The organism is Virgibacillus siamensis (assembly GCF_900162695.1).
Taxonomy (GTDB): domain Bacteria; phylum Bacillota; class Bacilli; order Bacillales; family Amphibacillaceae; genus Lentibacillus; species Lentibacillus siamensis_A.
In genome coordinates, this window is sequence record NZ_FUIH01000007.1 from 219,178 (window position 1) to 242,910 (window position 23,733).

The 23,733-nt window shown below is 40.3% G+C and carries 26 protein-coding genes; 20 read left to right on the plus strand and 6 right to left on the minus strand.

The features are described from left to right. Positions 1-490 precede the first annotated feature (490 nt). From wrbA to B1K71_RS04820, 10 genes are all read left to right on the plus strand, one after another. On the plus strand, positions 491-1,099 hold the full coding sequence (wrbA, locus tag B1K71_RS04775) for an NAD(P)H:quinone oxidoreductase (protein ID WP_077330029.1): 609 nt from the start codon (positions 491-493) through the stop codon (positions 1,097-1,099). 167 nt (positions 1,100-1,266) lie between these two features. Beyond that, the gene (gene spxA / locus B1K71_RS04780; RefSeq protein WP_077324855.1) at positions 1,267-1,662 is read left to right on the plus strand and encodes a transcriptional regulator SpxA; all 396 of its coding nucleotides are present in this window, start codon (positions 1,267-1,269) and stop codon (positions 1,660-1,662) included. Positions 1,663-1,677: 15 nt separating this feature from the next. After that, complete coding sequence (locus tag B1K71_RS04785; RefSeq protein ID WP_077324856.1) at positions 1,678-2,613, plus strand: ring-cleaving dioxygenase; 936 nt, start codon at positions 1,678-1,680, stop codon at positions 2,611-2,613. 12 nt (positions 2,614-2,625) lie between these two features. Further along, positions 2,626-3,234, plus strand: coding sequence for a flavin reductase family protein (locus B1K71_RS04790; RefSeq protein ID WP_077324857.1), 609 nt, complete (start codon positions 2,626-2,628; stop codon positions 3,232-3,234). Between the two features lie 203 nt (positions 3,235-3,437). Beyond that, entirely contained in the window at positions 3,438-4,700 is a 1,263-nt protein-coding gene (locus B1K71_RS04795) for an Nramp family divalent metal transporter (protein WP_245799164.1), read from the plus strand. Positions 4,701-5,069: 369 nt separating this feature from the next. Further along, positions 5,070-5,411 (plus strand): winged helix-turn-helix transcriptional regulator, encoded by a 342-nt coding sequence (locus B1K71_RS04800; protein WP_077324858.1) that lies wholly within the window; start codon positions 5,070-5,072, stop codon positions 5,409-5,411. An 18-nt stretch (positions 5,412-5,429) separates the two neighbouring features. Continuing rightward, positions 5,430-6,353 carry a DsbA family protein gene (locus B1K71_RS04805; protein WP_077330033.1) on the plus strand — a complete coding sequence of 308 codons (924 nt, stop codon included), beginning with the start codon at positions 5,430-5,432 and terminating at the stop codon, positions 6,351-6,353. A gap of 3 nt (positions 6,354-6,356) precedes the next feature. Continuing rightward, a complete protein-coding gene (locus B1K71_RS04810) occupies positions 6,357-6,665 on the plus strand; it encodes a monooxygenase (protein WP_077324859.1) in 309 nt (102 codons plus the stop codon). Positions 6,666-6,987: 322 nt separating this feature from the next. After that, on the plus strand, positions 6,988-8,148 hold the full coding sequence (locus B1K71_RS04815) for an MFS transporter (RefSeq protein ID WP_077324860.1): 1,161 nt from the start codon (positions 6,988-6,990) through the stop codon (positions 8,146-8,148). Between the two features lie 254 nt (positions 8,149-8,402). Next, the gene (locus tag B1K71_RS04820; protein ID WP_077324861.1) at positions 8,403-9,641 is read left to right on the plus strand and encodes an IS256 family transposase; all 1,239 of its coding nucleotides are present in this window, start codon (positions 8,403-8,405) and stop codon (positions 9,639-9,641) included. On the opposite strand, the gene B1K71_RS04825 is transcribed toward B1K71_RS04820, so the two are convergent. After that, complete coding sequence (locus tag B1K71_RS04825) at positions 9,610-11,139, minus strand: flotillin family protein (RefSeq protein ID WP_077330035.1); 1,530 nt, start codon at positions 11,137-11,139, stop codon at positions 9,610-9,612. The genes B1K71_RS04820 and B1K71_RS04825 overlap by 32 nt on opposite strands. Positions 11,140-11,443: 304 nt before the next feature. Here B1K71_RS04825 and B1K71_RS04830 point away from each other — a divergent pair, with 304 nt between their 5' ends. From B1K71_RS04830 to B1K71_RS04845, 4 genes are all read left to right on the plus strand, one after another. Further along, positions 11,444-12,232 (plus strand): hypothetical protein, encoded by a 789-nt coding sequence (locus tag B1K71_RS04830; protein WP_077324862.1) that lies wholly within the window; start codon positions 11,444-11,446, stop codon positions 12,230-12,232. Between the two features lie 4 nt (positions 12,233-12,236). Then, on the plus strand, positions 12,237-12,695 hold the full coding sequence (locus B1K71_RS04835) for a hypothetical protein (protein ID WP_077324863.1): 459 nt from the start codon (positions 12,237-12,239) through the stop codon (positions 12,693-12,695). Positions 12,696-12,741: 46 nt separating this feature from the next. Next, positions 12,742-13,191: a hypothetical protein gene (locus B1K71_RS04840; RefSeq protein WP_077324864.1), complete on the plus strand. Its 450-nt coding sequence runs from the start codon at positions 12,742-12,744 to the stop codon at positions 13,189-13,191. 322 nt (positions 13,192-13,513) lie between these two features. Continuing rightward, entirely contained in the window at positions 13,514-14,332 is an 819-nt protein-coding gene (locus B1K71_RS04845; RefSeq protein ID WP_077324865.1) for a YitT family protein, read from the plus strand. A 72-nt stretch (positions 14,333-14,404) separates the two neighbouring features. Here the strand turns inward: B1K71_RS04845 and B1K71_RS04850 are convergent, their stop codons facing one another. Beyond that, positions 14,405-15,310 (minus strand): EamA family transporter, encoded by a 906-nt coding sequence (locus tag B1K71_RS04850; protein WP_077324866.1) that lies wholly within the window; start codon positions 15,308-15,310, stop codon positions 14,405-14,407. Between the two features lie 112 nt (positions 15,311-15,422). Between B1K71_RS04850 and B1K71_RS04855 the strand changes: the two genes are divergently transcribed. From B1K71_RS04855 to B1K71_RS04870, 4 genes are all read left to right on the plus strand, one after another. Continuing rightward, complete coding sequence (locus B1K71_RS04855; RefSeq protein WP_428848866.1) at positions 15,423-16,310, plus strand: AraC family transcriptional regulator; 888 nt, start codon at positions 15,423-15,425, stop codon at positions 16,308-16,310. 171 nt (positions 16,311-16,481) lie between these two features. Next, on the plus strand, positions 16,482-16,676 hold the full coding sequence (locus tag B1K71_RS04860; protein WP_077324868.1) for a YwbE family protein: 195 nt from the start codon (positions 16,482-16,484) through the stop codon (positions 16,674-16,676). 179 nt (positions 16,677-16,855) lie between these two features. Then, a complete protein-coding gene (locus tag B1K71_RS04865) occupies positions 16,856-17,566 on the plus strand; it encodes a serine/threonine protein kinase (protein WP_077324869.1) in 711 nt (236 codons plus the stop codon). 136 nt (positions 17,567-17,702) lie between these two features. Beyond that, on the plus strand, positions 17,703-19,148 hold the full coding sequence (locus B1K71_RS04870; protein ID WP_077324870.1) for a polysaccharide deacetylase family protein: 1,446 nt from the start codon (positions 17,703-17,705) through the stop codon (positions 19,146-19,148). Between the two features lie 76 nt (positions 19,149-19,224). Here the strand turns inward: B1K71_RS04870 and B1K71_RS04875 are convergent, their stop codons facing one another. Then, positions 19,225-19,560 carry a thioredoxin family protein gene (locus B1K71_RS04875; protein WP_077324871.1) on the minus strand — a complete coding sequence of 112 codons (336 nt, stop codon included), beginning with the start codon at positions 19,558-19,560 and terminating at the stop codon, positions 19,225-19,227. A gap of 249 nt (positions 19,561-19,809) precedes the next feature. On the opposite strand from B1K71_RS04875, the gene B1K71_RS04880 reads away from it, so the two are divergent. Together B1K71_RS04880 and B1K71_RS04885 are read left to right on the plus strand one after the other, a co-directional pair. After that, the gene (locus tag B1K71_RS04880) at positions 19,810-20,445 is read left to right on the plus strand and encodes a hypothetical protein (RefSeq protein ID WP_077324872.1); all 636 of its coding nucleotides are present in this window, start codon (positions 19,810-19,812) and stop codon (positions 20,443-20,445) included. Between the two features lie 72 nt (positions 20,446-20,517). After that, on the plus strand, positions 20,518-20,748 hold the full coding sequence (locus tag B1K71_RS04885) for a hypothetical protein (protein WP_077324873.1): 231 nt from the start codon (positions 20,518-20,520) through the stop codon (positions 20,746-20,748). A 27-nt stretch (positions 20,749-20,775) separates the two neighbouring features. On the opposite strand, the gene B1K71_RS04890 is transcribed toward B1K71_RS04885, so the two are convergent. The 3 genes from B1K71_RS04890 to B1K71_RS04900 form a co-directional block, all read right to left on the minus strand. After that, positions 20,776-21,624, minus strand: a complete 849-nt coding sequence (locus B1K71_RS04890) for an oxidoreductase (RefSeq protein ID WP_077324874.1) — start codon at positions 21,622-21,624, stop codon at positions 20,776-20,778. Between the two features lie 131 nt (positions 21,625-21,755). Next, positions 21,756-21,962 (minus strand): twin-arginine translocase TatA/TatE family subunit, encoded by a 207-nt coding sequence (locus B1K71_RS04895; RefSeq protein WP_077324875.1) that lies wholly within the window; start codon positions 21,960-21,962, stop codon positions 21,756-21,758. 25 nt (positions 21,963-21,987) lie between these two features. Beyond that, entirely contained in the window at positions 21,988-23,724 is a 1,737-nt protein-coding gene (locus B1K71_RS04900) for a GMC family oxidoreductase (protein ID WP_077324876.1), read from the minus strand. Positions 23,725-23,733 lie beyond the last annotated feature (9 nt).

Consider the following 23,733-nt stretch of genomic DNA (forward strand, 5'->3'; position numbering starts at 1 on the left):
ATAATGGGCTTAGCAAAGGGGGATATTTGACCTGGTATGGAGTAAGCATTTTCTTTGATAAGTTTTTATTGCAAGGTTATAATTATCTTGAATTAAAAATAATTTAATTAAAAATACTGCCTGAGATCAATCGGAGCTTGAAAGAGGCGTTTTATTTCATGTCAGGTATTGACAAATCTCCAAATAACATTTATTATTTAATTTGAATTAAGAATTTATGAATTAAGGATTTATTATGTTCAAAAGGTGATTTTTTTAACGTGTTATTCTTAATTCAAAATAGATGCAGTAACATTGATAAGGAGGAAGGAATAAGGATAAGGATTGAAATACAACCTTTTAAAAGGTTTGTAACATACTTAAGAGAACTGTGAGCGGTCAATCGACTGCCGGAAAGCTTATGTAAAAGCAAATTAATTTTCGAATGGTGGTGTACCACATGGGTATATTGGATTTGTTTAGAAAAAATACAAAAGGGAGCGATTCAACAATGGAAAATGTTAAATTAGCGGTAATTTTTTATAGTATGGGTGGAACAAACTATCAATTAGCAAAATGGGCTGAAGAAGGAGCAAAGGAAGCTGGCGCTGACGTTAGAGTGTTAAAAGTAGAAGAACTTGCTCCACAATCCGTCATTGATGGAAATGAGGCATGGAAAGCAACTGTAGAAGCAACAAAAGACGTACCAGTAGCAACATCGGATGATATTGAGTGGGCAGATGCTATTATATTTAGTGTTCCAACACGTTTCGGCAACATGCCATCACAAATGAAGCAATTTCTTGATATTCAAGGCGGACTATGGGCAAATGGCAAGACAGTTAATAAAGTAGTAAGTGGTATGTCATCTGCGCAAAACCCACATGGCGGTCAAGAAGCTACATTGTTATCTTTATATACTTCTATGATGCATTGGGGTGCCATTATAGCAACTCCAGGTTACACTGATGCGGTATTATTTGGGGCAGGCGGTAACCCATATGGCACAAGTGTAACGGTTGGTCAAGATGGTAAAATGGTCGAGGACGTTGAAGGCGCTGCGAAACATCAGGCTAAACGGACGGTCAACATTGCCTCCAGTGTGAAGCAGGGACAGTAAAAATATCGAATATCTTGATTTACTGGTTGATGGTTATGGCTGACGCTTATAAAAAGGCGTCAGCATACCAATGAACATGAAACATGGCAAAGAAGATAAATTTTTTTAATCATTTATTCTGAATTAAGAATATCTAATTTGCACGTATATGACTAAGGGGTGATTTTATGGTAACACTTTATACGACACCAAGCTGTACATCCTGCAGAAAGGCGAAGGCATGGTTACAGGAGCAGGAAGTATCTTTTACAGAACGTAATTTATTTCATGAGCCATTAACCGAGGATGAAATCAAAAGTATTTTACGGTTAACGGAAGACGGAACAGATGAGATTATTTCAAAGCGTTCCAAAGTATTTCAGAATATGGATGTTAATTTGGAACAATTACCAATAAAGTCCCTATACAATTTGATTGAGAAAAATCCGGGTATTTTAAAAAGACCAATCATTAAGGACAAAAAGCGTATGCAAGTTGGATTTAATGAAGATGAAATACGCATGTTTCTGCCAAGAAAAGTTCGCAGGCTGCAATTACAGGAAGCACAAAAAATTGTTAATTAGAAGGAGTTGATATTAATGAAAAAAACAGCAGGTATTCACCATATTACGGCAATTGCAGGTCACCCACAGGAAAATGTTGATTTTTACGCTAGTGTATTAGGACTGCGGATGGTTAAGAAAACGATTAACTTTGATGATCCCGGAACATATCATTTGTATTTTGGGAATGAAGGAGGAAAACCGGGAACAATCATTACTTTCTTTCCTTGGGCAGATGCATTTCAGGGAAAAATAGGCGATGGCCAGGTTGGAGTTACATCCTATGTTATCCCGCCAGGAGCAATGCCTTTCTGGGAAGAACGGCTTGGTAAATTTAATATTGATTTCAGGAAGAACGAGCGTTTTGGTGAAACGTATTTAGCTTTCAACGATCCGCACGGTTTACAACTTGAGCTCGTGGAAAGAGAAGAAGGGGATCATAATGCCTGGTCTGTTGGCAGCATTACACCTGATGCAGCAATTAAAGGATTTGGTGGAGCTACATTATTGTCTTCCCAGCCGGATAAAACGGCGCAATTGCTGGAAGAAGTAATGGGACTTGAAAAAGTAGCTGCGGAAGGGGATTTAATTCGATTTAAATCGTATGGCGACATTGGAAACGTCATCGATTTAAAGACGATTTCCAGCGGACGCGGCCAAATGGGAGTGGGAACTGTTCACCATATTGCTTGGCGAGCAGAGGATGATCAGGATCAATTGGACTGGCAGCGATATGTGAGAGACCATGGTTATGGCGTAACACCTGTCAAAGACAGGAATTATTTTAATGCCATTTACTTTAGGGAGCATGGGGAAATATTGTTCGAAATTGCAACAGACCCCCCAGGATTTGTGCATGATGAATCTTTTGAAACGATGGGAAAAGGGTTGAAACTGCCCTCACAGTATGAACAATATCGTGAGCAGCTGAAAAAAGTATTGATCCCAATCGAAGTACGGAATTTGGATTAAGGAGGTGTTCGCATGCTATCCTTTGACCCTAAAAATAATACAGAACGGGAAAATTATAAACTCCTGATTGGCAGTATTGTTCCAAGGCCGATTGCATTTGTGACTAGTGTTGCGGGAGATGGAACAATAAATGGGGCACCGTTCAGCTATTTCAACATCGTTTCATCCAATCCGCCAATGATATCTGTCTCAACTCAGCGCAAAAATGGAGAACAAAAAGATACAGCACGCAACATTACAGGGAATAAGGAATTTGTTGTGCATATCGTGGATGAAGAAAATGTTGAAAAAATTAACCTTACAGCTGCTTCTTTAGCTCCGAATGTAAGTGAAGTCGAAAAAGCAGACTTATCACCAATCGATAGTGAAATCGTTACAGTTCCAGGCATTAAAGAAGCCAAAGTCCGGTTTGAATGCAAGTTGGAGCATTCTCTTGAATTGGGCGAAAATCAGTCGATTGGAACCGATCTTCTGATTGGAAAGGTAGTTCGATTTCACATTGCCGAGGAAATATATGAGCGTGGGAGAATCAACCATCAATTCCTTGGCGCAGTGAGTCGGCTGGCTGGATCGAATTATGCAAAGATCGGTGATGTATTTTCCATTGAGCGGCCAAAATAGATTGAATTCTGCCGGGATGGATTGACGAGCATACTTATATAAATAAAAAGGGGACTTCCTTTAGCAGTATCGTTAGCATTTAATGCTAGCGGTATTTTTTTTGGTAGTTTGGCACATATATTTTTCCAAAAATTAAGTATTATGATAATATGTGGAATAATAAATTTAACTTTATGGAGGCTGAGAGAGGAGGAAATATGGATATGAAGGATCGGAATGACCTTGAAAGTTCATCATCATTAGACAAAAATAAGCTATTATTAGTCGGTCCTGGATTAGTGGTTGCGGCTGCTGGTGTTGGAGCAGGAGATTTGGTTGCTTCACTTGTTGTGGGTGCTGATTTTGGCTTGGTTCTAATATGGGCCGTGATTTTGGGAGCTCTTATAAAATACGTTTTGAACGAAGGGGTAGGACGCTGGTATTTAGCCACAGGTCAAACCATTTTGCAAGGTTGGCGCTTTTTGGGGCGTTGGGTATCTGGTTATTATGTACTTTACGTTGTCTTATTCGGGCTGATTTATGGTTCAGCTGTAACATCAGCCTGTGCATTGTTTATGTCAGCCATGTTTCCGGTTCTTCCAATATGGGGATGGGCAATCGTTCATGCTATTGTCGGGTTGACCGTGGGCTGGTTTGGCCGTTATGGGAAATTTGAACGCATCATGCAAGTTTTAGTTGTGGTTATGTTTATTACGGTAGTAGGATCAGCCATGCTTGTCTTTCCAAGTATAGGGGATTTAGCCGGTGGACTTATCCCCCGAATGCCTGAGGGATCTTTTTTACAGACACTGGGTCTTATTAGTGGTGTAGGCGGTGCTGCCTCCATCCCTTATTATTGCTATTGGATTCGTGAAAAGGGTTGGCACGGCGGTTTGTGGGTCTCCGTAATGCGTTTGGATTCTGCAGTCGCCTATATTATTACAGCTATTTTTTGTTTTTCACTTATCATTGTTGCCAATGAATTTTTGCATGGCAGCGGCCTGACATTAAGCGGTACTGAAGGACTTGTCACAATGGCCGATGTATATGGCGAAAGGTTTGGAACGGTGGCTACCTGGCTGCTTCTTATCGGTTTCTGGTCCGCTTCGTTTACATCATTATTATCTGCATGGAATGGCCTTCCATATATATTTGCAGACTTTGTCCAGCTGCTGAAAAACAAAGATAAAAATTCGAATAGGGTGATCACAGAAAAGGATCCTGCGTTTCGGGCTTATCTTTTATGGATTACTTTTCCTTCCATGTTGTTTTTGTTTGTTGATGATCCAATTCTTCTGGTTTTTATCGGCCTGGCATTTAGTGCAACCATTTTGCCTTTTCTCGCGTTGACATTAATGCTGCTGTTAAATTCAAAGAAAGTGGCGATGAAATATCGAAACGGAGTCGTGAATAACTTGATTTTAGGAGCTATCGTTGTTCTATTTATAACCTTGTCAGCGATTGAATTGTATCAGTCTTTTTTATGATTTAACGATTCTCCTGGATGATCAGCTGTAGAAGGACTTGGGAATTCGGCGAAATGCTAAAGTTCACAGTGAAAGTGCTGAAGTTTACAAGCAAAACGCTAAAGTTTACACGAAAAGTGCTAAAGTTCACAACTTAAACGCTAAAGTTCACAACTGCAGTATGAAGTTATCAGGGGGAGGAAGCAGATTTATTTTGGGGTGACATTTTAAGTAAGGGAGACTGATTACGCGGAGTGAGAAATAAATCCTGCCTAATTCAAAGAAGTAATCGCCATCATTTAGTATGGCGGTTATTTTTTATCATAGTATAATTTTTATACTTGATATTATTTTTATATTTGATATAATTTTTATTAAGAGGTGATGCACATGCAAACTTGTCCATATATTGAGGCTTCCTTCAAAATCCTGGGGAAAAAGTGGAATGGCCAAATCATCCATTATTTATCCTTATGTGAGAATCGCACAGCTCATTTTTCCGATATGAAGCGGGATTTAAAAGGAATTACCCCCAGAGCATTGTCACTGAAACTTTCAGAGTTGGCAGGTGAAGGGCTGGTGGAGAAACTGGTTGAAAGTGGCTCGCCTGTTACCATTTTGTATGAGTTAACAGAGAAAGGCAGCGCTTTGGCCGATAGTCTTAAACCACTTCAGGAGTGGGCACAGCAATATATGAATGTCAAAATACCAATCGAAAGCGAGGAAAAATGAGTGGCTAATAACAATAATATGGTTTGTGATATGGAAACAGGCGTATGTGGAGTAGTTGGGGAGGATGAAATGGAGGTAGTTGATTTTAATAAACCACAGAACACAATCGATCTTTACTATGTGACAGATCCTATATGCTCACATTGCTGGGCATTGGAACCAGTTCTTCGGCGTTTCACAGAACAGTATGGGGCACATTTTAAAGTCCATACAGTTTTGGGAGGATTATTGGAAAAATGGGGCGGGGGTCCGGTTGATCCGGCAAATGGTATTAACGGCCCGGCAGATGTTGCCGGACACTGGCGTGAAGTTGGTGAGCAGACACGTATGCCAATTGATGGAACGCTTTGGTATGACAATCCAGTTCATTCATCATATCCTCCTTCTCGCGTATTTAAAGTAATCCAAAAACAGGACGAAGCGCTGGCAACTATATTTTTACGTCGTGCGAGAGAGGCTGTATTTGCATTTAATCAAAATATTGCTGAGAAATCAGTTCTCGTGGGAATCATGAATAAGCTGGGACTTGATGGCGAAGAAATTTTTAATGAAGCTGAATCAACAAGCGGACAGAAATTACTTGATGAAGACTTTGCGCTTGCTGCAAGACTTGGTGCCAGAGGATTTCCAACTATTATCATGGTAAATGAAGAGAATAAAGGTGTTAAAATTGTCGGTGGTCGTCCTTTCGAATACTATGTTGCCGGACTTAAGCAGGTTTTGGAAGTCGAGGAAACCCAGCCAAAACAGCAGCCTTCACTGTCCAATCTGCTTGAAAAAGAAGAACTTTTATTTTCGAAAGAAGTTGAAGTAATGTATGATGTTGAAAAAGGCGACATCGATAAATTTGTTCAAAAAGAGCTTTCATCAAGTGATTATCAAGAGAAGGAAATTCTAGGTGAAACCTACTTTGTGACAAACGAATCATATAAGGGGAAATAAGGAATGGCATACGTATTACAAGTTGACTTCAAGATGGAAGGACCATTCGGTGATGAAATGGCTGAAGCATTCTCTGATTTAGCAGAGAGTATCAACAGTGAAAAGGGCTTTATGTGGAAAATTTGGACAGAAAGCCCGGAGACAAACGAAGCTGGCGGAATTTATGTTTTTGAAACAAAAGAAGCAGCCGAAAACTATTTGGATATGCACACCAAAAGATTGGCCGGATTTGGCATAACAGATGTGAACGGGAAGATATTTTCCATAAATGATAAGCTTACTAAGATTACTAATGGTCCGGTAGGTAATTGATTGTGGTATATGTTTCATAAGAGCACATAAACCATTGATAACCGTCCCATGCACGAACATGGGACGGATGCAATAGGTCAAACCAATTAAGAGAGGTTGGCAAAGTGAGAGAAATCCCTTAGATAGTCAAGGGGTTATTTTTTGTCTTTGTTTTCGGACATGATGAATGTAATAGGATTGTTAAAAGAAACCACCAGCACTAATACATCTTTCATATTCGTTGGCCGCAAAACTTTCCATGGGTAATTCACCCACTTGTTTTTTGCAACAAATAGGGTTACGATTGAATCTTGAACATCCAGAGAATGAAAGGCGTCATATAATGAATAAACGTGTATATTTTTTGATGATAGTTGCATTTGTAGTTGGGATGGTTGAATTAATCATTGGCGGATTATTGGATCTGATGGCAGCAGATCTCAATGTCAGTCTTGGTCAAGTCGGCTTCCTGATTACAATTTTTTCACTTATTTTTGCGGTTGGTGCACCGATTTTATTAATTATTACGTCGAATATTGAACGAAAACGGCTGACACTGATTTCGCTTGTTATCTTTTTGCTTGGTAATATCGTAACAGTGTTCAGCCCGACATATGCAGTTGTCTTCATCGGCAGGGTTATTTCAGCATTGAGCGGATCATTGCTGATTATTTTGTGTTTGACGATTGCACCTTCCATCGTCCACCCGAAGTATCGCGGCAGGGCAATTGGAATTGTGTCTATGGGTGTCAGTGCGTCAATTGTGCTTGGTTTGCCGGTTGGGCTGCTGTTGGGCAATGCATTTGGATGGCGTTCCCCATTTGTGTTGATCTCTGTCTTAACAGTCCTATCCATGATTGGTGTGTTCTTTTTGATGGAGCGAATTGAACCGAAACCATCGAGCCCTATTAGGGAGCAGCTGGCAACTTTGAAAGACAGAAGAATATTTTTTGGACAAGCTGTAACATTTCTGTTTATCGCAGGACACACAATACTCTACGCTTATTTAACCCCATTTGTAAAAACGACCTTAGGAGTAGAAGGGACTTGGGTCAGCGTTATTTATTTGATTTTCGGAATTGCTGCGGTGAGCGGTGGCGGTGTTGGTGGAACCCTTTCAGATACTATCGGGGCAAAGCGGACCATAATGCTGACAACGATTGCCTTTGTTCTGGTTATCTTCGCCATACCTTATACAACATTTGCATTGCCGGCGTTTTTGATCATTTTGATTATCTGGGGTATGCTCAGTTGGGCGTTAGCTCCGGCAACACAATCTTATCTAATCGGCTTGTCGCCGGAATCATCTGACATCCAGCAGAGCTTGAATAACTCAGCACTGCACCTTGGAATTGCATTCGGATCGTTGATTGGCGGCCTCGTTATTGAGCGTGCTTCAGTTGAGCTGAATGCAACGGTCGGCGGATTTTTTGTAGTCCTGTCAATTGGTGCGGCACTGATTTCGATGTATCGGTCAAAGGTTATGCAGGAACAGGAAGGATGAGGCGTGGCCTGCCAGTTTATTAAATGGTTGTTGTTGTCAAATTTGAAAAACGTGCATATCCGATTCAAGAATACGCCCACTTAATCCGCAGTTTAAATCAAAAGCAGACCGGCTCACTGGTCTGCTTTTGTAGTAATTATTCATTTGTTCCGGGAGTGTAATATTAACTGTGTAAGTAAGAATGCGTACGGTTCTTACTCACACAGTTTTTTTATTTGGTAGAATAGAATTACTAGATAAGAGGAGTGATTTTTATGGCAAAGCCGAAAAGAAATCCTTACTCCGAAGAATTAGCGAACAAGATTATTGAAGAATACCAGCCAAAGTCCGTTGAAGATATGCAAGACGCCCTGAAAGATATATTTGGACCTATGTTTGAGTCCATGTTAAAAGGAGAGATGAATCATCACCTGGGGTATGAATCGAATGATAAAGCTGAAAAGGACACGGAAAACAGGCGGAATGGATACGGAAAGAAAAACATCCATACCAGTTCAGGCGAACTGGATATTCAAGTTCCACGGGATCGTGATGGATCTTTTGATCCAAAACTTATCCCTAAACGGAAAAAGGATGTTTCTGCCATTGAGGACAAGGTGATAGCCATGTATGCCCGTGGAATGTCCCAACGTGATATCTCCTCCACGATTGAAGATATCTATGGATTTTCGGTTTCTCATGACATGGTTTCGGATATTACAGACAATGTATTGCCTGATTTAGAAGAATGGCAGGCCAGACCTTTAAGTAACTGTTATGCCTTCGTATTTGTGGACTGCATGTATACGACCATTCGAAACCAGTATGAAACGAAGAAATATGCCGTTTATACGATTCTTGGTTACACCATGGAAGGGACAAAAGAAATACTTGGATTATGGTTGAATGAAACAGAAAGCAAGCATAAGTGGATGCAGATTTTTGATGAAATCAAAGCCAGAGGAGTGGAAGACATTTTCTTTATTTCCATGGATGGTGTTAGTGGATTGGAGGAAGGGGCGCAAGCCATTTTTCCGAACGTTGTCGTTCAACGCTGCATGGTCCATCTGATTCGCAATTCCGTGAAATACGTTCCAAGCAAGGATTATAAGCCATTTACTCAAGCATTAAGAAAGGTATATGGTGCACCAAGTTTAAAAGCTTGTCACAGTGCCTTTGAATCCTTTAAGCAACAATGGGCTGCCTATCCGGGAGCGATTGATGTTTGGAAACGAAACTTTAATCATGTCGAACAGCTTTATGATTACGGCAGTGCCATACGTAAAGTCATGTATACGACAAACGCCGTAGAAAGCATCCACTCCAGTTTTCGCAAAGTAACCAAAAAAGGAGCATTCCCCAACGAGAATGCCCTGTTAAAGCTATTGTTTTTGCGAATCCAGGAATTAGAGAAAAAATGGGATGGTGGACACATCCAAAACTGGGCTATGGTGATGAATCAGCTTCTTGTGCATGATCATTTCAAAGACAGGGTCTCCAAATATCTTGAGTAATAATTAACTTACACACTTTATTTGACAAACCCTTTGTTCCGGGTTCATCTGCGTTTTCCTGTAAACTTTCATCCTTAACTGTTTCGGATTCGCTTTCTACAGGATGAGCAGTTTCTTCTGCGCTTTCCGAAACTTGTGTCCGCTCTTCCTTAGCGGCGTTGGCGATTACGCCCAATTCACCTTTAATATTGTTTTTGCCTGATAAATTATTGATAACTTCGCTCAAATCCAATCCAGTCATTTGACTTAAACTCTCCTGGAGATTCGTCATCATACCAGTAATACTGCCAGGTAAATTGTTTACACCATCACCTTTTCCACCGTCAAGGATACGGATGGATTCCACATTTCCCAATGGTTCTGAAACAGCTTTGGCAAATTCAGGCATCATATTAATCAACATTTCGGTCATCATGACTTCTTTATGCTTATTCAGTGCCTCAGCCCGTTTTTCAATTGCCTCTACTTCGGCAAGGTTCTTCGTTTTAATAACCTCCGCTTCAGCGTATCCTTCTTTCTCTCTGGATTCAGCTTCAGCTTCGGCAATCCGAACCCGCTCATAGTAATCGGCATCGGATTTTGCTTTTCGTACTTTTACTTCTTCTTGTTCCAATGCAACATTACGCTCACGCTCCAGTTGTTTTAAGCGTAATTCTTCTTCTTTTTGCTGTCTATCAATCTTCAAGCGTTCTTTTTCAACTTCAAGATCACGTTCAGCTTTTTCCAGGGAATATGCTGCTTCTGTTTTTGCTTTTTCTCTTTCGGTTTCTGCCTTTATTTGGGCATCCTTAATTTCTTTCGTTTTTCTGGATTCAGCAATCTGGATTTCCCGTTCGTACTCCTCACGTTTGATTTCCTCATTCATTTGGGCAACGTGTACTTTTGTTTCTCTATTATTGGTAGCCTCGGCAATCTCAGCAGCTTTTTGAATCTCTGCCGTACGGGGTCTCCCGAGGTTTGTCAGATAATCACTGCCCTCAACATCTTTTAAATCGGTTAATCCGAGACTGGTAATCCGGAACCCCATGGCATCCAGCTGTTTCTGGGCAATTTCACGAACCTGCTCATTGAAACTTTCTCTATCATTATTAATTTGTTCGACCGTCATTTTTGATAGAATCGCACGCAAGTTTGATCCCAGTACCTCTGAGATATCATTTTCCAATTCATTCTGTTCTCTTCCTAAAAATTGTTCCGCGTACTTGGCGATTCCTTCCAATGAATCAGCAACTTTAAGCATTGCAACAGCTTCACCTACAATTGGAACGCCTTGTTTTGTATAAACAGTAGGTGTTGTTATTTTCAGCTGAAAAGCTGTCAGTGATACCGGTGTATGTGTCTGGAACATTTTCAGACGATGTCCGCCGCCGCGGATAACCTTCATATATCTTCCTTCATCATCCTGGAATATATTTGTATCTTTTTCCGGGTCACCCAGCTTCGGACCGGTGATGATTAGGGCAACGTTTGATGGGACGGTTTTATATTTGATTTTCATATAAATAAACCAGAATATCCCACCTACAATTGCTAATCCTGCCAGTAAAGCCACAATAAATATTACTTCCACACAATCTCTCCCCTTCTCCCATATTTTCGTTTACATCATTCCATTACTATGACTTGTTATGTATGTTCATACCATCTATATTGTATAGGTTTTTAGTCCCGTTTTAAATAGGTAAATGCAAAAGTTCGGGAAGTTTTGTCGAAAAGCGCTGGTTTTACATCATTGGCTGACGTATAACTCTTTCTCAGATTGGAAAACTTAAAAAGGCAAAAATCTGTGGGGGTTTTTATGAATGGACAATTACACAAACAATAACACTGCCAGAAGGTATGTTGCACATGTCAGTGTCTTTGGAACTACACAAATTCATTTACGGAATCCTTACATTATTGCTTGGTGGAGTGCGGCATTCCCGGGATTTGGTCATCTGCTTTTTTCGAAATATCTCCGGGGATTCGCTCTGTTTATATGGGAAGTACTGGTTAACCTGAAGGCAAACGTTAACTTGGCAATCATTTATTCTTTTCAGGGTAACATTGATATGGCAATTGATGTGTTGGATACAAGATGGCTGTTGATATATACCCCTGTTTATTTTTTTGGCATCTGGGACAGCTATCGAACAACAGTGGATATGAATAAAATATATTTGCTGGCAGAACGGGAAGCGCATCGTTTCAATTCATTTAGTATAGGCGCGTTGGAGATTAACTACCTTGATAAAAGAAATCCTTTGATTGCAGTGCTTTGGTCACTATTTGTCCCGGGCCTGGGGCAGCTTTATATACATCGATTAGGAACAGCATTCTTTGTCATTGCCTCTGCTATAACGATATTCTATTATTCCCATGCCTTGGAGGCCCTCACACTGTTGATCTTGGTACAAGTTCAACAAGCAACTTCTGTTCTGAATGCTCAATGGTTTTTATTTTTACCTTCCGTTTACGGATTTTCCATGTATGATGCCTATATGAATACTGTCGAAAATAATAAGCTGTTCGAAAAAGAACAACGACGATTTTTAAAGGGTAATTATCAAAAACCTGGATTTGAACTGCTAAAAAGCCAAAAAGTGAAGTGATGATGTGCAGCTTTTTTCAACGTTTGATAATAATATTTTCTTGGAAATGGCGATCTCAACATTGGAAAAAAACAATATCAAACAAGACCGGATATATGCAGTGCCACTTGATAATCGGAAAGAATCACGCAAATTATTTGATAGCATTCATAAATCAGACGGTGTATCACTTATTGATTTGGGAATGGCCTTGGCAACGGCGTTTTCGGTTATTGGTGTCAGTGTAGGTTTCAAAATGGCATGGGGACCTATTTGGGTGGGAATCATTAGCGCATTAATAGGATTGATTATAGGGGTTGCCATTCGTTTGATTACGAACGTCATTCTTAAAAAAAGAAAACGATTGTTAAAAGGAAAACAATCGGAAGTTATCCTAATTGTAGATTGTGCGGAAGATCAAGGGGAACTGGTCGAAAATATTCTATGGGAACACTATGCTATAGGTGTAGCGAAAGTCAAATAAACGGATTAGCTTTGGGAACCCGTGAACGAAAAGGGCGTGCAGTTAAGTGCTTTTTATTATAATTTCGATCATCTTGTTCAGTATTATCATTTATTTTATGCCGAAACGTATGACATTTATGGAAATGTACACAACTGCCTGGTTTGCCTTAACTTTTGTACTGGCGGTTGATACATACCTTTCTATAAAACTTGGTCTTTATGGTTATTTTGAGAAAGGAATCGAATGGAAAACGTTAATTATTCATTTTGGTGTATTTCCAACATACAATGCCATTTATTTGAACTTTTTTCCAAGGAAACATCGGTATAAACTGGTGTACATTCTGGGACATTCACTCATATTAGTTGCCTATGAAAGCGCGACCGTTCTGGCAGGGGCGTTTTATTACAATCAATGGAATATCGTTTATTCCGCTATGCTTTATCCATTCATTTTGTTGATTCTTTATTCCAATTTGAAGATAATCAGAGCACTGAAAAAACGTGCGAAATAAGGGGTGTGAATGAGCCCGCCGAACAAAATCCGAAATGCGCCGAACACTAGCCCATAGCCGCCGAACAAAATCCGAAATGCGCCGAACACTAGCCCGCCACCGCTGAACAAAATCCGAAATGCGCCGAACATTAGCCCGCACCCGCCGAACAAAAGCCGAAGTGCGCTGAACATTGTCCCGCAGCCGCCGAACCCTGGCCTGTTTTCTTTTCCACGTTGGTCAGATTGATTAAAAATTTTTTGCCCACGATATTGACTTTTATTTTCACCGGCACTAAAATTCTAAAAGTATTATTTCAACGTTCGGATTGGAGGGTCATGCAATGCATCATCTTTATAAATATGCTGTGCTTTTTGTGTTTTCGATTGTTTTGGGATTTGCATTTAATATGTTTCTGCTGCCTCATGAAGTTTTATCAGGCGGTGTAACAGGTCTCGCGATGATTTTTGGGCTGCTTACTCCGATAAACTCCGGTATTTGGCTTGTTATCTTCAATATTCCGGTATTCATTATGGGATGGATGAGATTAGGCAAGGAATTTATTGCGAACAGTATATTTTCTGTTTTTATCACTTCTGTGTCCATGCAGTATATTCCCGTACTGAAGGTAACTGACGATGCATTGCTGTCTGCGGTATTTGGCGGAGTTATTGTAGGTATTTCCATCGGGTTTATTGTGCGATTTTACGGATCAACCGGCGGTGCTGATATCATTGGATTGGTTGTCACCCAAAAACGTGACATTCCGCTGGGGGTTTTAATTTTCGGTTTAAACAGTATTGTCGTATTTATATCCGGGTTTTTCTTCTCCTGGGACCTCGCATTATATACGATGGCTTCCATATACATTACCGGGGTTGTCGTTGATCGTGTGCACACCCGTCATGTGAAATTAAGTTTAATGGTCGTAACACAGCGGGGAGACCAGCTTAAGAATGAGCTTATCGCAAATTTGATTCGTGGAATCACCGTAATGAACGGGTATGGCGCCTATTCCAATCATGAAACAAAAGTTCTGTATACCGTAATTACCCGCTATGAACTGGCATTGGTAAAATCGCTGATCAAAAGTGTTGATCCGAAAGCGTTTGTCAGCATTAGTGAAACTGCTGAAGTGATGGGTAATTTTAGGAAATCATAGATAATAACAACTGTTATCGATAAAAGCGCCTGCCATCCGATTCCTATAACCTCGGACGACAGGCACTTGTGGTTAAGAAGGCTTTTTCTTTAATGCCAGTATAAAAATCATCCCTATAATACAAGCTGTACCAATCCACTGAAAGAATCCAAATGATTCATTCAACCAAAAAACTGTTGTTAAAACAGCTGATAACGGCTCTAAACTGCCCAACAGACTTGTTTCCTTTGGTGAAAGACTTTGTAAACTTTCGATATAAAACCAAAATGCTATCATTGTCCCTAAGATAATGACGAATATTAAGTATCCAACTACCTCTAGTGACAGGCTGGCAGCATCCACTTGCCAGGGCGGGTGGATGAAGCTTAATGCCAGGCCGCCGATGAACATAGCCCAGCCCACAATGACAAGGGAATCGTATTCCTTCAGCAAAGGAACAGCATATAACGTATAGAATGCCAGGGCTGCACCGGATAGAACACCCCAAACAATACCGAGTGCCGGCACAGACAGCCCGGAGATTGAGCCGTTTGTTAACAGGAAAAAAGTACCTGTTAAAGCAAGAAATACTGTTAGTAAATCATGTCCTGTTAGAATTGTTTGCCTGCGTAACAGCAAGTAAATAATAATCATAGCAGGTGCTAAATATTGTAATAGTGTTGCAACAGCAGCATTACCATGATTAATGGATGCCATGTACGTGTATTGAACCCCCAGCATGCCGAGCATCCCGAAGATGATCAGCTGAACAGCTGTCTTTCGTTTTTTCCAAACCCCAAGTATTTGCGAACGATCTTTTCCAAAAAATTGAACAGTTAAGAGTAAAAAACCAGAAATGAGCAAGCGTGTCGTGACAAGCCAGTCTACACTAATGGCGTATTCCTGAAAGAGCTTCTGTGCAACTGTTCCGCCTACACCCCAAAAGGTTGCTCCCGTTATAACGAGGAATAATCCTGTTCTTCTCGTGGGCTTATTCATGGTTACCCTCCATCTTTAAATATAATAATAGTGTTATAATAGTGGAGAATTCAATGAAATAATACGTGAATTAAATAAAAAAATATAACGATATTGAGGTGATCATGTGCAAATAGAAAGTATTGAGATTGATCATAACTTAAAGGAACTTACCCAGCATCGGACTGTCGTGTTGCCGATTGCATGTTATGAAACTAGGGTTAACCAAAATGTACTTGGCTATATACCCCTTCATTGGCATGATGAACTTCAATTTGTTTTTATTAAGAAAGGTGAAGCAACTTTTCAACTAAATGGAGAAAATGTCGTCGTTCGGGAAGGCGACGGGTTGTTTATCAATAGTGGAATACTGCACATGGCTGAAGAAAGGAATCAATCGGATTGTACATATATTTGTTTAAATGTTTCGCCTCATTTTGTTTTGTCACAGGAACTTTACACACGCTATGTAGCGCCTTATATTCAAGCGACTAATTTATCCTGTTTCCATGTTGATGCAAATGTGTCCTGGGGAAAATCCGTTTTGGATGCCATCGAACAAATCAATCAAAGCATTCAACAAAAAGCCCCATACTATGAAATGGACATCACGATACAGCTTACAGTTATTTGGAAAAACATTATCATGAACGGCTTTCCATTGAAATATGATCAAACGGCAATGTTAAAGGGGCAACGATTGAAACAAATGATAAATTGGATACATCTGCATTATTCGGAGAAAATCATGCTCGATGATATTGCAAGAGCTGGTCAATTAAGCCGTTCTGAGTGCTGTCGGTATTTCAAACGAATTTTAAAAACAACCCCGCTCAGCTATGTAATGGATTATCGCATTCAAAAAAGCCTAAGTCTGCTGCAACAAGCGGACTCCAATGTTACTGAAGTTGCCTATCAAGTAGGATTTAACAGTACAAGCTATTTTATTGAAAGGTTCAGAAACATGATGAATAGGACACCATTGGCATACAAAAAATTAAAAATGGATGAGGGTTATTAACAATGCAACATTGATTTTTAATAGGTATGCCGTTTATATTGGAAGTCATGTTTTATAAATTATCATGCAAGTAATCTTTGTGTTTTGATTATAAAAGGAAGATGATTGTTTTCGACCAGTAATCCCTATTTTTAAAGCAGTCCAAAAAGTTAATGCAGGAGTTGATTGTATATGTCAGGAACCCAAAGAAAAAATATAAAGCATGGACAAAAAGTACGTGTTGTACAAAAGCAGGACCAGCGCTCTGGAAAATTAACGGAAGGTGTGGTGTCAAAAATATTGACAAATTCTGCTTCTCATCCGCATGGCATCAAGGTTATGCTGGAGAACGGCACGGTAGGCAGAGTGAAAGAAATCGTTAACTAACTGAAACATAAGTGAATTACTCTTTTTTGCCACATTTATCATACATTTATTCCGGATTTTATGTGTATTATAACGGTGCAGGTGTATGAAGTAATGATATGCCTATAAAGAATAATATCTATCAGGTAACATAATATGATTAAAAAGGAAAGCTAATCGGAGAAGGAGCGGCATTCGATATGGAAAATAAGTGGGACATCGCAAGCGATTCGCTTTCCCAAATTACCGTTTTTTCAAATCCGGACAATAAGCCTGTCACTATATACGGTCATGCTGAAGAACTGAAGTGTGTTGGTGTTGGTACAGATGCAGCCGTTTTTCAGCATCTTTATGCCCCTTCATATGCATTTAAAGTTTATGCGGAAGATAAAGTATCCAAGATAGAGACAGAAAAAAATATTTATGACAAGTTGGATGGAACATCATATTTTCCGGCATGTTTTGCGGCAAATGATAGATACCTTGTTCTAAGCTATGAGGAAGGGATCACGCTCTTCGACTGCCTCTTGCAAGGTGTTCATGTTCCCGAACAGGTTGTAAAAGATGTGGAAGATGCGAGAGAACATGTGCGTGAAAAAGGTCTGAATCCCCGTGACATGCATTTGAAAAATATTATATTGCAGAACGGAAGGGCCAAAATCATTGATGTCTCTGAATATATACATCCGGGAAATGATTTTCGCTGGGAACATTTAAAAAAAGGATATCAAACATATTATCATTTAATTGATGGATATGCGATTCCGTTTTGGTTAATAGAAACAGTCCGTAAGTGGTACAATCAGCACCAAAAACGTTTTGCATCATTCGATGAGTTCATGAGAACCGTTATAAGGCTTACAACGTTTAAAAGTGAGAAAAAAACGAGGGAACATAATAAGGAAAGATAAAATAAGCAAATAATCTCTCACTGTCCAGATTGAACAGGTGGGGGATTATTTTTCTTGCTTGTTTTAGCAATACCGTACTATAAAATGTGGTAGAATAGTAATCTCTAAAACTATTCATTAAAGGAATTGAGCTATCATGATTAAACGTATAAAGTGGCCCGGTTGGATTATCATTATTTTGTTTCTTGCTGGAGTTGTTTTTGGAATAAATCAAGTTCTTGCCAAGGTTTTGGAAGAAACGTCTGAACCGGAAAAGAAGGTTGTAGATTCCAGTGTTTATCCGGGTTTGAACATCAAAACGGAGACGGAAAAAACAGACGTTTATACATTGTCGGTCAGTCAGCCATATACGAATAATAATCAGATTAATAAACCAATTGATACTTGGGTTGACAAGCAGAAAAAGGACTTTACTTCGGGGATTAAAGAATCGAAAAATATGCTTGAGAAGAATGGTTTCCGTGCGCACTTAAATATACAAGCGGAACCGGAAAAAATAGCTGATAAAATCTATACGCTTAAGTTCCAGGCGTATCAGATAACCGGCGGTGCAAACGGAATAACAAAAATGAAGTCATTCGTCATTGATCTGAATCAAAACAAATTGTTGCAAGCCGATGATGTTTTTCAGTTGGATAATGAAGCACAACAGGCTATCAGAAAGCTAATATTGGAAGAATTACATAGCAATAAAAAAATCAATACTTATCTCTTTGATGATATGGCCAAGAAAGCTTTAAAGGATCCGAAAAATTGGAAGTGGACTGTCAGCCGCAAGCATGTGACATTTTATTTTGACGAATATGAAATTGCAGCAGGTGCGGCTGGTGCGATAGAAGCAGAAATTCCCATGAAGCAAATGAAACCGTATCTTAATGAAACGTTTGCGAAAAAAATAGCTGTGAAGATTCCCGAAAAAGAAAAAAGCCGGAAAGAAGAACAGCATTCCGAGGATAACGCGAAACTTGATCCAGATGGAAAATATGTTGCCTTAACATTTGATGATGGTCCACTTCCGGAAGTTACGCCACGGGTTCTGGATGCACTGAAAAAGCATGATGCGAAAGCAACATTTTTCATGCTTGGAAGTCAGGTAAGGTATTACCCGACTCTTGCCAATGAGGTGGATGAGGCAGGCCATGAAATTGGAAACCATACGATGAATCATCAGGATTTAACTGTCCTGCCGCCGGATAAAATTAGGGAAGAAATCCAAAAATCCAGCCGTATCATTGAAAAAGCTATTGGCCGGACTCCAACATTATTGCGTCCGCCATATGGGGCGTCTAATGATGATGTTGAGCAGGTTGCCACCGATTTAGGGGTTCCTATTGTCATGTGGTCTGTTGATTCACTTGACTGGAAAAGTCTCAATGCAACAGCGGTAAACAAGGAAGTAATGTCCAATGTAGCACCGGGATCTATTGTGTTAATGCATGATATCCATCCCTCAACAGCTGACGCACTGCCACAATTGTTGACCTCACTGGAGGAGCGTGGCTACCAGATGGTAACTGTCTCACAGCTTCTTGAATTATGGGACGAAAATGGTGTTGGACCACATTATGGTAAATTAGGGTAAACAGAAGGGTTTGAACAGATCTTGCAAAAAGGAACTACACCAGTAATAAACCCTCGCTGAACAGCTCAGCGAGGGTTTATTTTTTCATATACTGATAAACTTTATCAATCTTTTCATCCAAAAGATCCAAATGTACAATCCGTGCATTCCGAATATATTCTTTTCCATCAACAAATAGCAACAAAACAGGTGCTGTAAAAATGGAAAGCATGCCGGCAATTTCGGTAACCTCATGGGCATTGACTAATCCGAGTGCGATATCAGGATATTTTTCCATTAAATCTTGAACCTGAGGCTTTAACCCGTGACAGACACTGCAATTAGGTGTTGTTATATACAAAAATGATAATGGCTGCTCATTAATGAATTCTTTTACTGCATCTATGCTTGTCAATTCGTTAAAATTTCTCATTGTCATCCCCGCTTAGTGAATCAATTTGGGTTAACTGTTTCAAGTTTGGTTAAGCTTAAACGATTTTATTCGTTTTGGATAGTCATATGCTTAAGCGGCTATTTAAGGGGGAGCAAACTGGTCAATATTTATTATGGCTGGGGAACCCCTTCCGTCATATATAAATCAAAGAAGGAATTTTAAGTTAAAATGTCGAATAATTGTGTAGTGAAAATTCCTGCTAACTTATCTTAATAAGGAGGGCAATTCGTGGCTGATCATAATAAAAAGTATTCAAAGATTGAGACGGAACAATTAAATATTGTTGATAAAAATGGGAAAGTAAAGCTTTCTCTATTTAACGAAGATAATATACCACCTGCTATAATGGATGGGATTGATATACTTCCGGGGCACCGGCAGGACCAGCCAATTTCCGGATTAATGTTTTATAACCGGGAAGGTGATGAATGCGGCGGTTTGATCTATGGGAATGAAGTGGATGAAGAAGGCAACTACAATGCCTTCGCTTCGTTAACATTTGATCAATATAAACAGGACCAGGTTGTTCAAATGCGGTATGAAGATGACAACGGTAAGCGCGGTTATGGTTTTGCTCTTTTTGACAGACCCAGTAAAAACCTTCGAAAAATGGTGAAGAACACAAATCAGATTAAAGATTCCAATCTGTCATCGGAGGAAAAAGATGCAGCAATTAAGAAAGAACTTGAGGGAAGCGTTCAACGTGCATATATGGGTAAAACTGAACAAGGCGATGTTTCCGTTCAGCTCATGGATAGTGCCGGGAACCAGCGCATTCGAATGGTCGTTGATGAAAATGATGTACCAAAGATGGAATTCCTTGATGAAAAAGGACATGTTACATATCGGCTTCCGCCTGAATAAAATGACATGCTTATATCCGCTGCCAATGCTCTTATTTTGGTAAAAAATGCAGTGAGGATTGGGGGGATTAAAATGGGTAATATTGATAAACGGAATCGATTGGATGATGCACCTTTCAGTTATCGGGTTAATAAGAAGAATACCGTTTTTTTGGAATATAAGGGAAAACAAGTGAAGATTTTAAAAGGGCAAGAAGCGGAAAAATTTATACGGAAAATCGAGGCGACAGTAACTGAAAAAGAATCGCAATTAATTATGGCTAAAGGTACCGGCAATTTTAAACCGGGAAATGAGCGGATATAACATAAAGGGACTAAGTTTACATGCAGTCTATAATTTCTTTAAGATTACCCGCTCCAACCATCTCCACGGCAGTAAATTTTTAAAACGAATTTGATTTTTAACGCCTTTACCAACAGGGTATCTTAGGTCGGGGTGATCATCTTGCGCCACTCTGGCAATCATTCGGATTACTTCTTCAGGGTCGCCGGCTGTTTTTGCGATGTGATTAACAATCTTCAGCAATCGTTCGTTTTTGTCTTTATATGGTGAGGAAGGGTCAGCTGTGAAATCCCCCATCCCTTTTGCCCAAATATCGGTTTGATAGGACCCGGGCTCTATTAATACGACATGCACACCATACGGCAGCATTTCCAGCCGTAACGATTCACTGAATCCTTCAACAGCATGTTTGGATGCAGAATATGGTCCCAGACCGGGAAGTGCCATTCGGCCGCTGATACTGGAAAGATTGATAATGGTTCCTTTTAGCCGCTTGCGCATGTGCGGCAGAACTTCCTTTGTCACGGCGACAAGTCCAAAAAAATTGGTTTCAAATTGCTGGCGCCATGCTTTAAGGGATACTTCTTCTGTATAACCGCCTGCAGCATAGCCCGCATTGTTAATAAGCACATCAATCCGCCCGTATAGATTGATAACCTCCGACATCACATCCTCAATTTCATCCTGTTTGGTCACATCCAATTGGATACATTTGATGGATGTTTCCACTTCTTTTACCTGTGCCAATTCGACCAATTTTTCTTTTTTTGCCAGGTTTCGCATTGAGGCCACAACAAAATAGCCAGCCTTTGCTAGGGCTATACTTGTCAAAAGACCAAATCCGCCTGAGGCTCCTGTTATGAATGCGATGGGTTGATTTTTTTTTGGTGGATTCATTTTATCATCACCTCAAGATTTTCTGGATATTATCAATACTGTGTGCTGGGTTCATGATAGCACATTTGGTATTGGAATGAGAGGCAGTTTGCATAAAAAAACCGGGAATCCAATTCCCGGTTTTTGCTGGTTTAATCCTTTTTTGATGTTTCAACAGATCTTGTTACTTCCTTTTCTTCGTCCTCGTCACTCATAAGTTTCGTGGCAGAGCCTTTGAATTCCGAAAGTGTCTGTCCAAGGGCACGTCCGATTTCGGGTAATTTTCTAGGTCCAAAAATAATTAGTGTAACTCCTAAAATAAGAATTAACCCGGGAATGCCGATATTGGTAAAACCCATTGGAATCTCTCCTTTCAATTAAAGGTTAGACTGTCTTGCTGTTATTTTTTCGCTTTACCAATTGTCCTTTTTCTTTCCGATATTTTAAAATACCTTCCGCAGCCCGATAGGCAAGGGCACCCACTGTTCCGGTCGGGTTGTAGCCGCCGTTATGGGCGAATGCGGATGCGCCGATAACGAATACATTATCGACATCCCACATTTGCAAATAGTTGTTCAATGCAGAGGTTTCAGGGTCTTTACCCATGATGACCCCACCGGTAATATGATCATTCTGGGCAGGAACAATGTTAAAGTGTTCCGTCAGTTCTTTCGGTTCAACAATCTCAGCACCCATTTCTTCCAAAATATCGGCGCATCTTGCCGTGATGTAATCGTATAACGCATGATCCTGTTCGGTAAAATCATAGGTCATGCGGAGCAGCGGTTTTCCGTAGCTGTCCTTGTATGTCGGATCAAGACTCAAATAGTTGTATCTGTGCGGCATGGAAGCGCCTTGGGATGTTACCGGAATAGAACGGTTGAACCATTTAATCGATTCTTTCTTAAATTCTTTGCCCCATCTCGGTGTACCTTCTGGCGCACCATTTTCATTGATCGGTCTTTTTCCGAGCTGCTTCATGGTAATAGAACCGCCATGGATAAAGTCCAGATCCGAATGGTCAAAGTTGTCATTGTTGTAGTCATCCAGTGTGGTGCCAAGTGCTCCTGCGCCCATCGCAGCATTAAACCTGTCTTTGAAAAATCCGGTTGCGACAGCGGTAATCTGATAACAGTAATTTTTTCCGATGACACCTTTTCCGGTTTTCGGGTCATACGGGCGGCCAAGCTCCGATTGAAGAAGCAGTTTACAGTTATTTATTGTATAACTTGTCAGCACAACGACATCTGCCGGCTGCTCAAATTCCTCACCGGTCTGGACGTCGACATACCGGACCCCTGTCGCTTTATTTCCATCATGGGTAATTCCTGTCACATTTGAATTGGTCCGCAGTTCAAAATTTCCCGTTTTTTGTGCGGTTGGAATTACTGTAACCGTTGGGGATGACTTGGCGTTATATTCGCAGCCGAACTTTTCACAGAAACCACAGTATTGACACTGGTTCAATGTTTCACCATCCGGGTTTGTATACTGTTCTGAGATATTGGCGGATGGCTGACGAAATGGGTGCAGACCCAGCTTTTTAGCCGCATCCATGTATTTATCCAGGATTGGTGTGCTTTTCATTGGCGGCGTTGGGTATTTCTCTTTCCGCTCTGGTCTGAGTGGATTAAGTTCTCCGCTGGTGCCGGCCATGCGCTCAAATTTGTGGTAATAAGGTGCCAGCTCTTTGTATGTAATCCCCCAATCCTGGAGCGTATACTCTTCAGGAAGCTTATTTTTGCCATATTTTTTATCGGTCATCGTTTTAATTTGAAAATCATATGGCGAAAAAAACCATGTGTCACCATTCCAATGAACCCCTGCACCGCCGACACCGGTTCCAATCAGAAATGCTCCGAATTGGCGCATCGGTAATGCGCGTTCGTCGATGTTGTTTCGAAAAGTAATGGTTTCTTTGGATAAATCCTGCATTAATTCGTATCGAATGGCATAACGATATTCATCATGAACCATTTGAAAATCTTCCACGTTGCGGTCATCGCCCCGTTCAAGACCAACGATTTTCAGTCCCGCTTTCGCAATTTCAGCAGCAATGATTCCGCCTGCCCAGCCGACACCGACCGTAACAACATCAACTTTGTCCAACTTTTTAACCATCTTAATCCT

Excerpts from the sequence above, each read along its gene's own strand:
- B1K71_RS04850 (WP_077324866.1), bottom strand. The coding sequence starts at position 15,310 with ATGAATAAGCCCACGAGAAGAACAGGATTATTCCTCGTTATAACGGGA.
- B1K71_RS04875 (WP_077324871.1), bottom strand. The coding sequence starts at position 19,560 with ATGAGAAATTTTAACGAATTGACAAGCATAGATGCAGTAAAAGAATTC.
- wrbA (WP_077330029.1), top strand. The coding sequence starts at position 491 with ATGGAAAATGTTAAATTAGCGGTAATTTTTTATAGTATGGGTGGAACA.
- B1K71_RS04810 (WP_077324859.1), top strand. The coding sequence starts at position 6,357 with ATGGCATACGTATTACAAGTTGACTTCAAGATGGAAGGACCATTCGGT.
- B1K71_RS04895 (WP_077324875.1), bottom strand. The coding sequence starts at position 21,962 with ATGGGTTTTACCAATATCGGCATTCCCGGGTTAATTCTTATTTTAGGA.
- B1K71_RS04870 (WP_077324870.1), top strand. The coding sequence starts at position 17,703 with ATGATTAAACGTATAAAGTGGCCCGGTTGGATTATCATTATTTTGTTT.
- B1K71_RS04795 (WP_245799164.1), top strand. The coding sequence starts at position 3,438 with ATGAAGGATCGGAATGACCTTGAAAGTTCATCATCATTAGACAAAAAT.
- B1K71_RS04885 (WP_077324873.1), top strand. The coding sequence starts at position 20,518 with ATGGGTAATATTGATAAACGGAATCGATTGGATGATGCACCTTTCAGT.
- B1K71_RS04830 (WP_077324862.1), top strand. The coding sequence starts at position 11,444 with ATGGACAATTACACAAACAATAACACTGCCAGAAGGTATGTTGCACAT.
- B1K71_RS04790 (WP_077324857.1), top strand. The coding sequence starts at position 2,626 with ATGCTATCCTTTGACCCTAAAAATAATACAGAACGGGAAAATTATAAA.
- B1K71_RS04845 (WP_077324865.1), top strand. The coding sequence starts at position 13,514 with ATGCATCATCTTTATAAATATGCTGTGCTTTTTGTGTTTTCGATTGTT.
- B1K71_RS04860 (WP_077324868.1), top strand. The coding sequence starts at position 16,482 with ATGTCAGGAACCCAAAGAAAAAATATAAAGCATGGACAAAAAGTACGT.
- B1K71_RS04785 (WP_077324856.1), top strand. The coding sequence starts at position 1,678 with ATGAAAAAAACAGCAGGTATTCACCATATTACGGCAATTGCAGGTCAC.
- B1K71_RS04900 (WP_077324876.1), bottom strand. The coding sequence starts at position 23,724 with ATGGTTAAAAAGTTGGACAAAGTTGATGTTGTTACGGTCGGTGTCGGC.
- B1K71_RS04805 (WP_077330033.1), top strand. The coding sequence starts at position 5,430 with ATGGTTTGTGATATGGAAACAGGCGTATGTGGAGTAGTTGGGGAGGAT.
- B1K71_RS04825 (WP_077330035.1), bottom strand. The coding sequence starts at position 11,139 with ATGAAAATCAAATATAAAACCGTCCCATCAAACGTTGCCCTAATCATC.
- B1K71_RS04800 (WP_077324858.1), top strand. The coding sequence starts at position 5,070 with ATGCAAACTTGTCCATATATTGAGGCTTCCTTCAAAATCCTGGGGAAA.
- B1K71_RS04865 (WP_077324869.1), top strand. The coding sequence starts at position 16,856 with ATGGAAAATAAGTGGGACATCGCAAGCGATTCGCTTTCCCAAATTACC.
- B1K71_RS04890 (WP_077324874.1), bottom strand. The coding sequence starts at position 21,624 with ATGAATCCACCAAAAAAAAATCAACCCATCGCATTCATAACAGGAGCC.
- B1K71_RS04820 (WP_077324861.1), top strand. The coding sequence starts at position 8,403 with ATGGCAAAGCCGAAAAGAAATCCTTACTCCGAAGAATTAGCGAACAAG.
- B1K71_RS04815 (WP_077324860.1), top strand. The coding sequence starts at position 6,988 with ATGAATAAACGTGTATATTTTTTGATGATAGTTGCATTTGTAGTTGGG.
- spxA (WP_077324855.1), top strand. The coding sequence starts at position 1,267 with ATGGTAACACTTTATACGACACCAAGCTGTACATCCTGCAGAAAGGCG.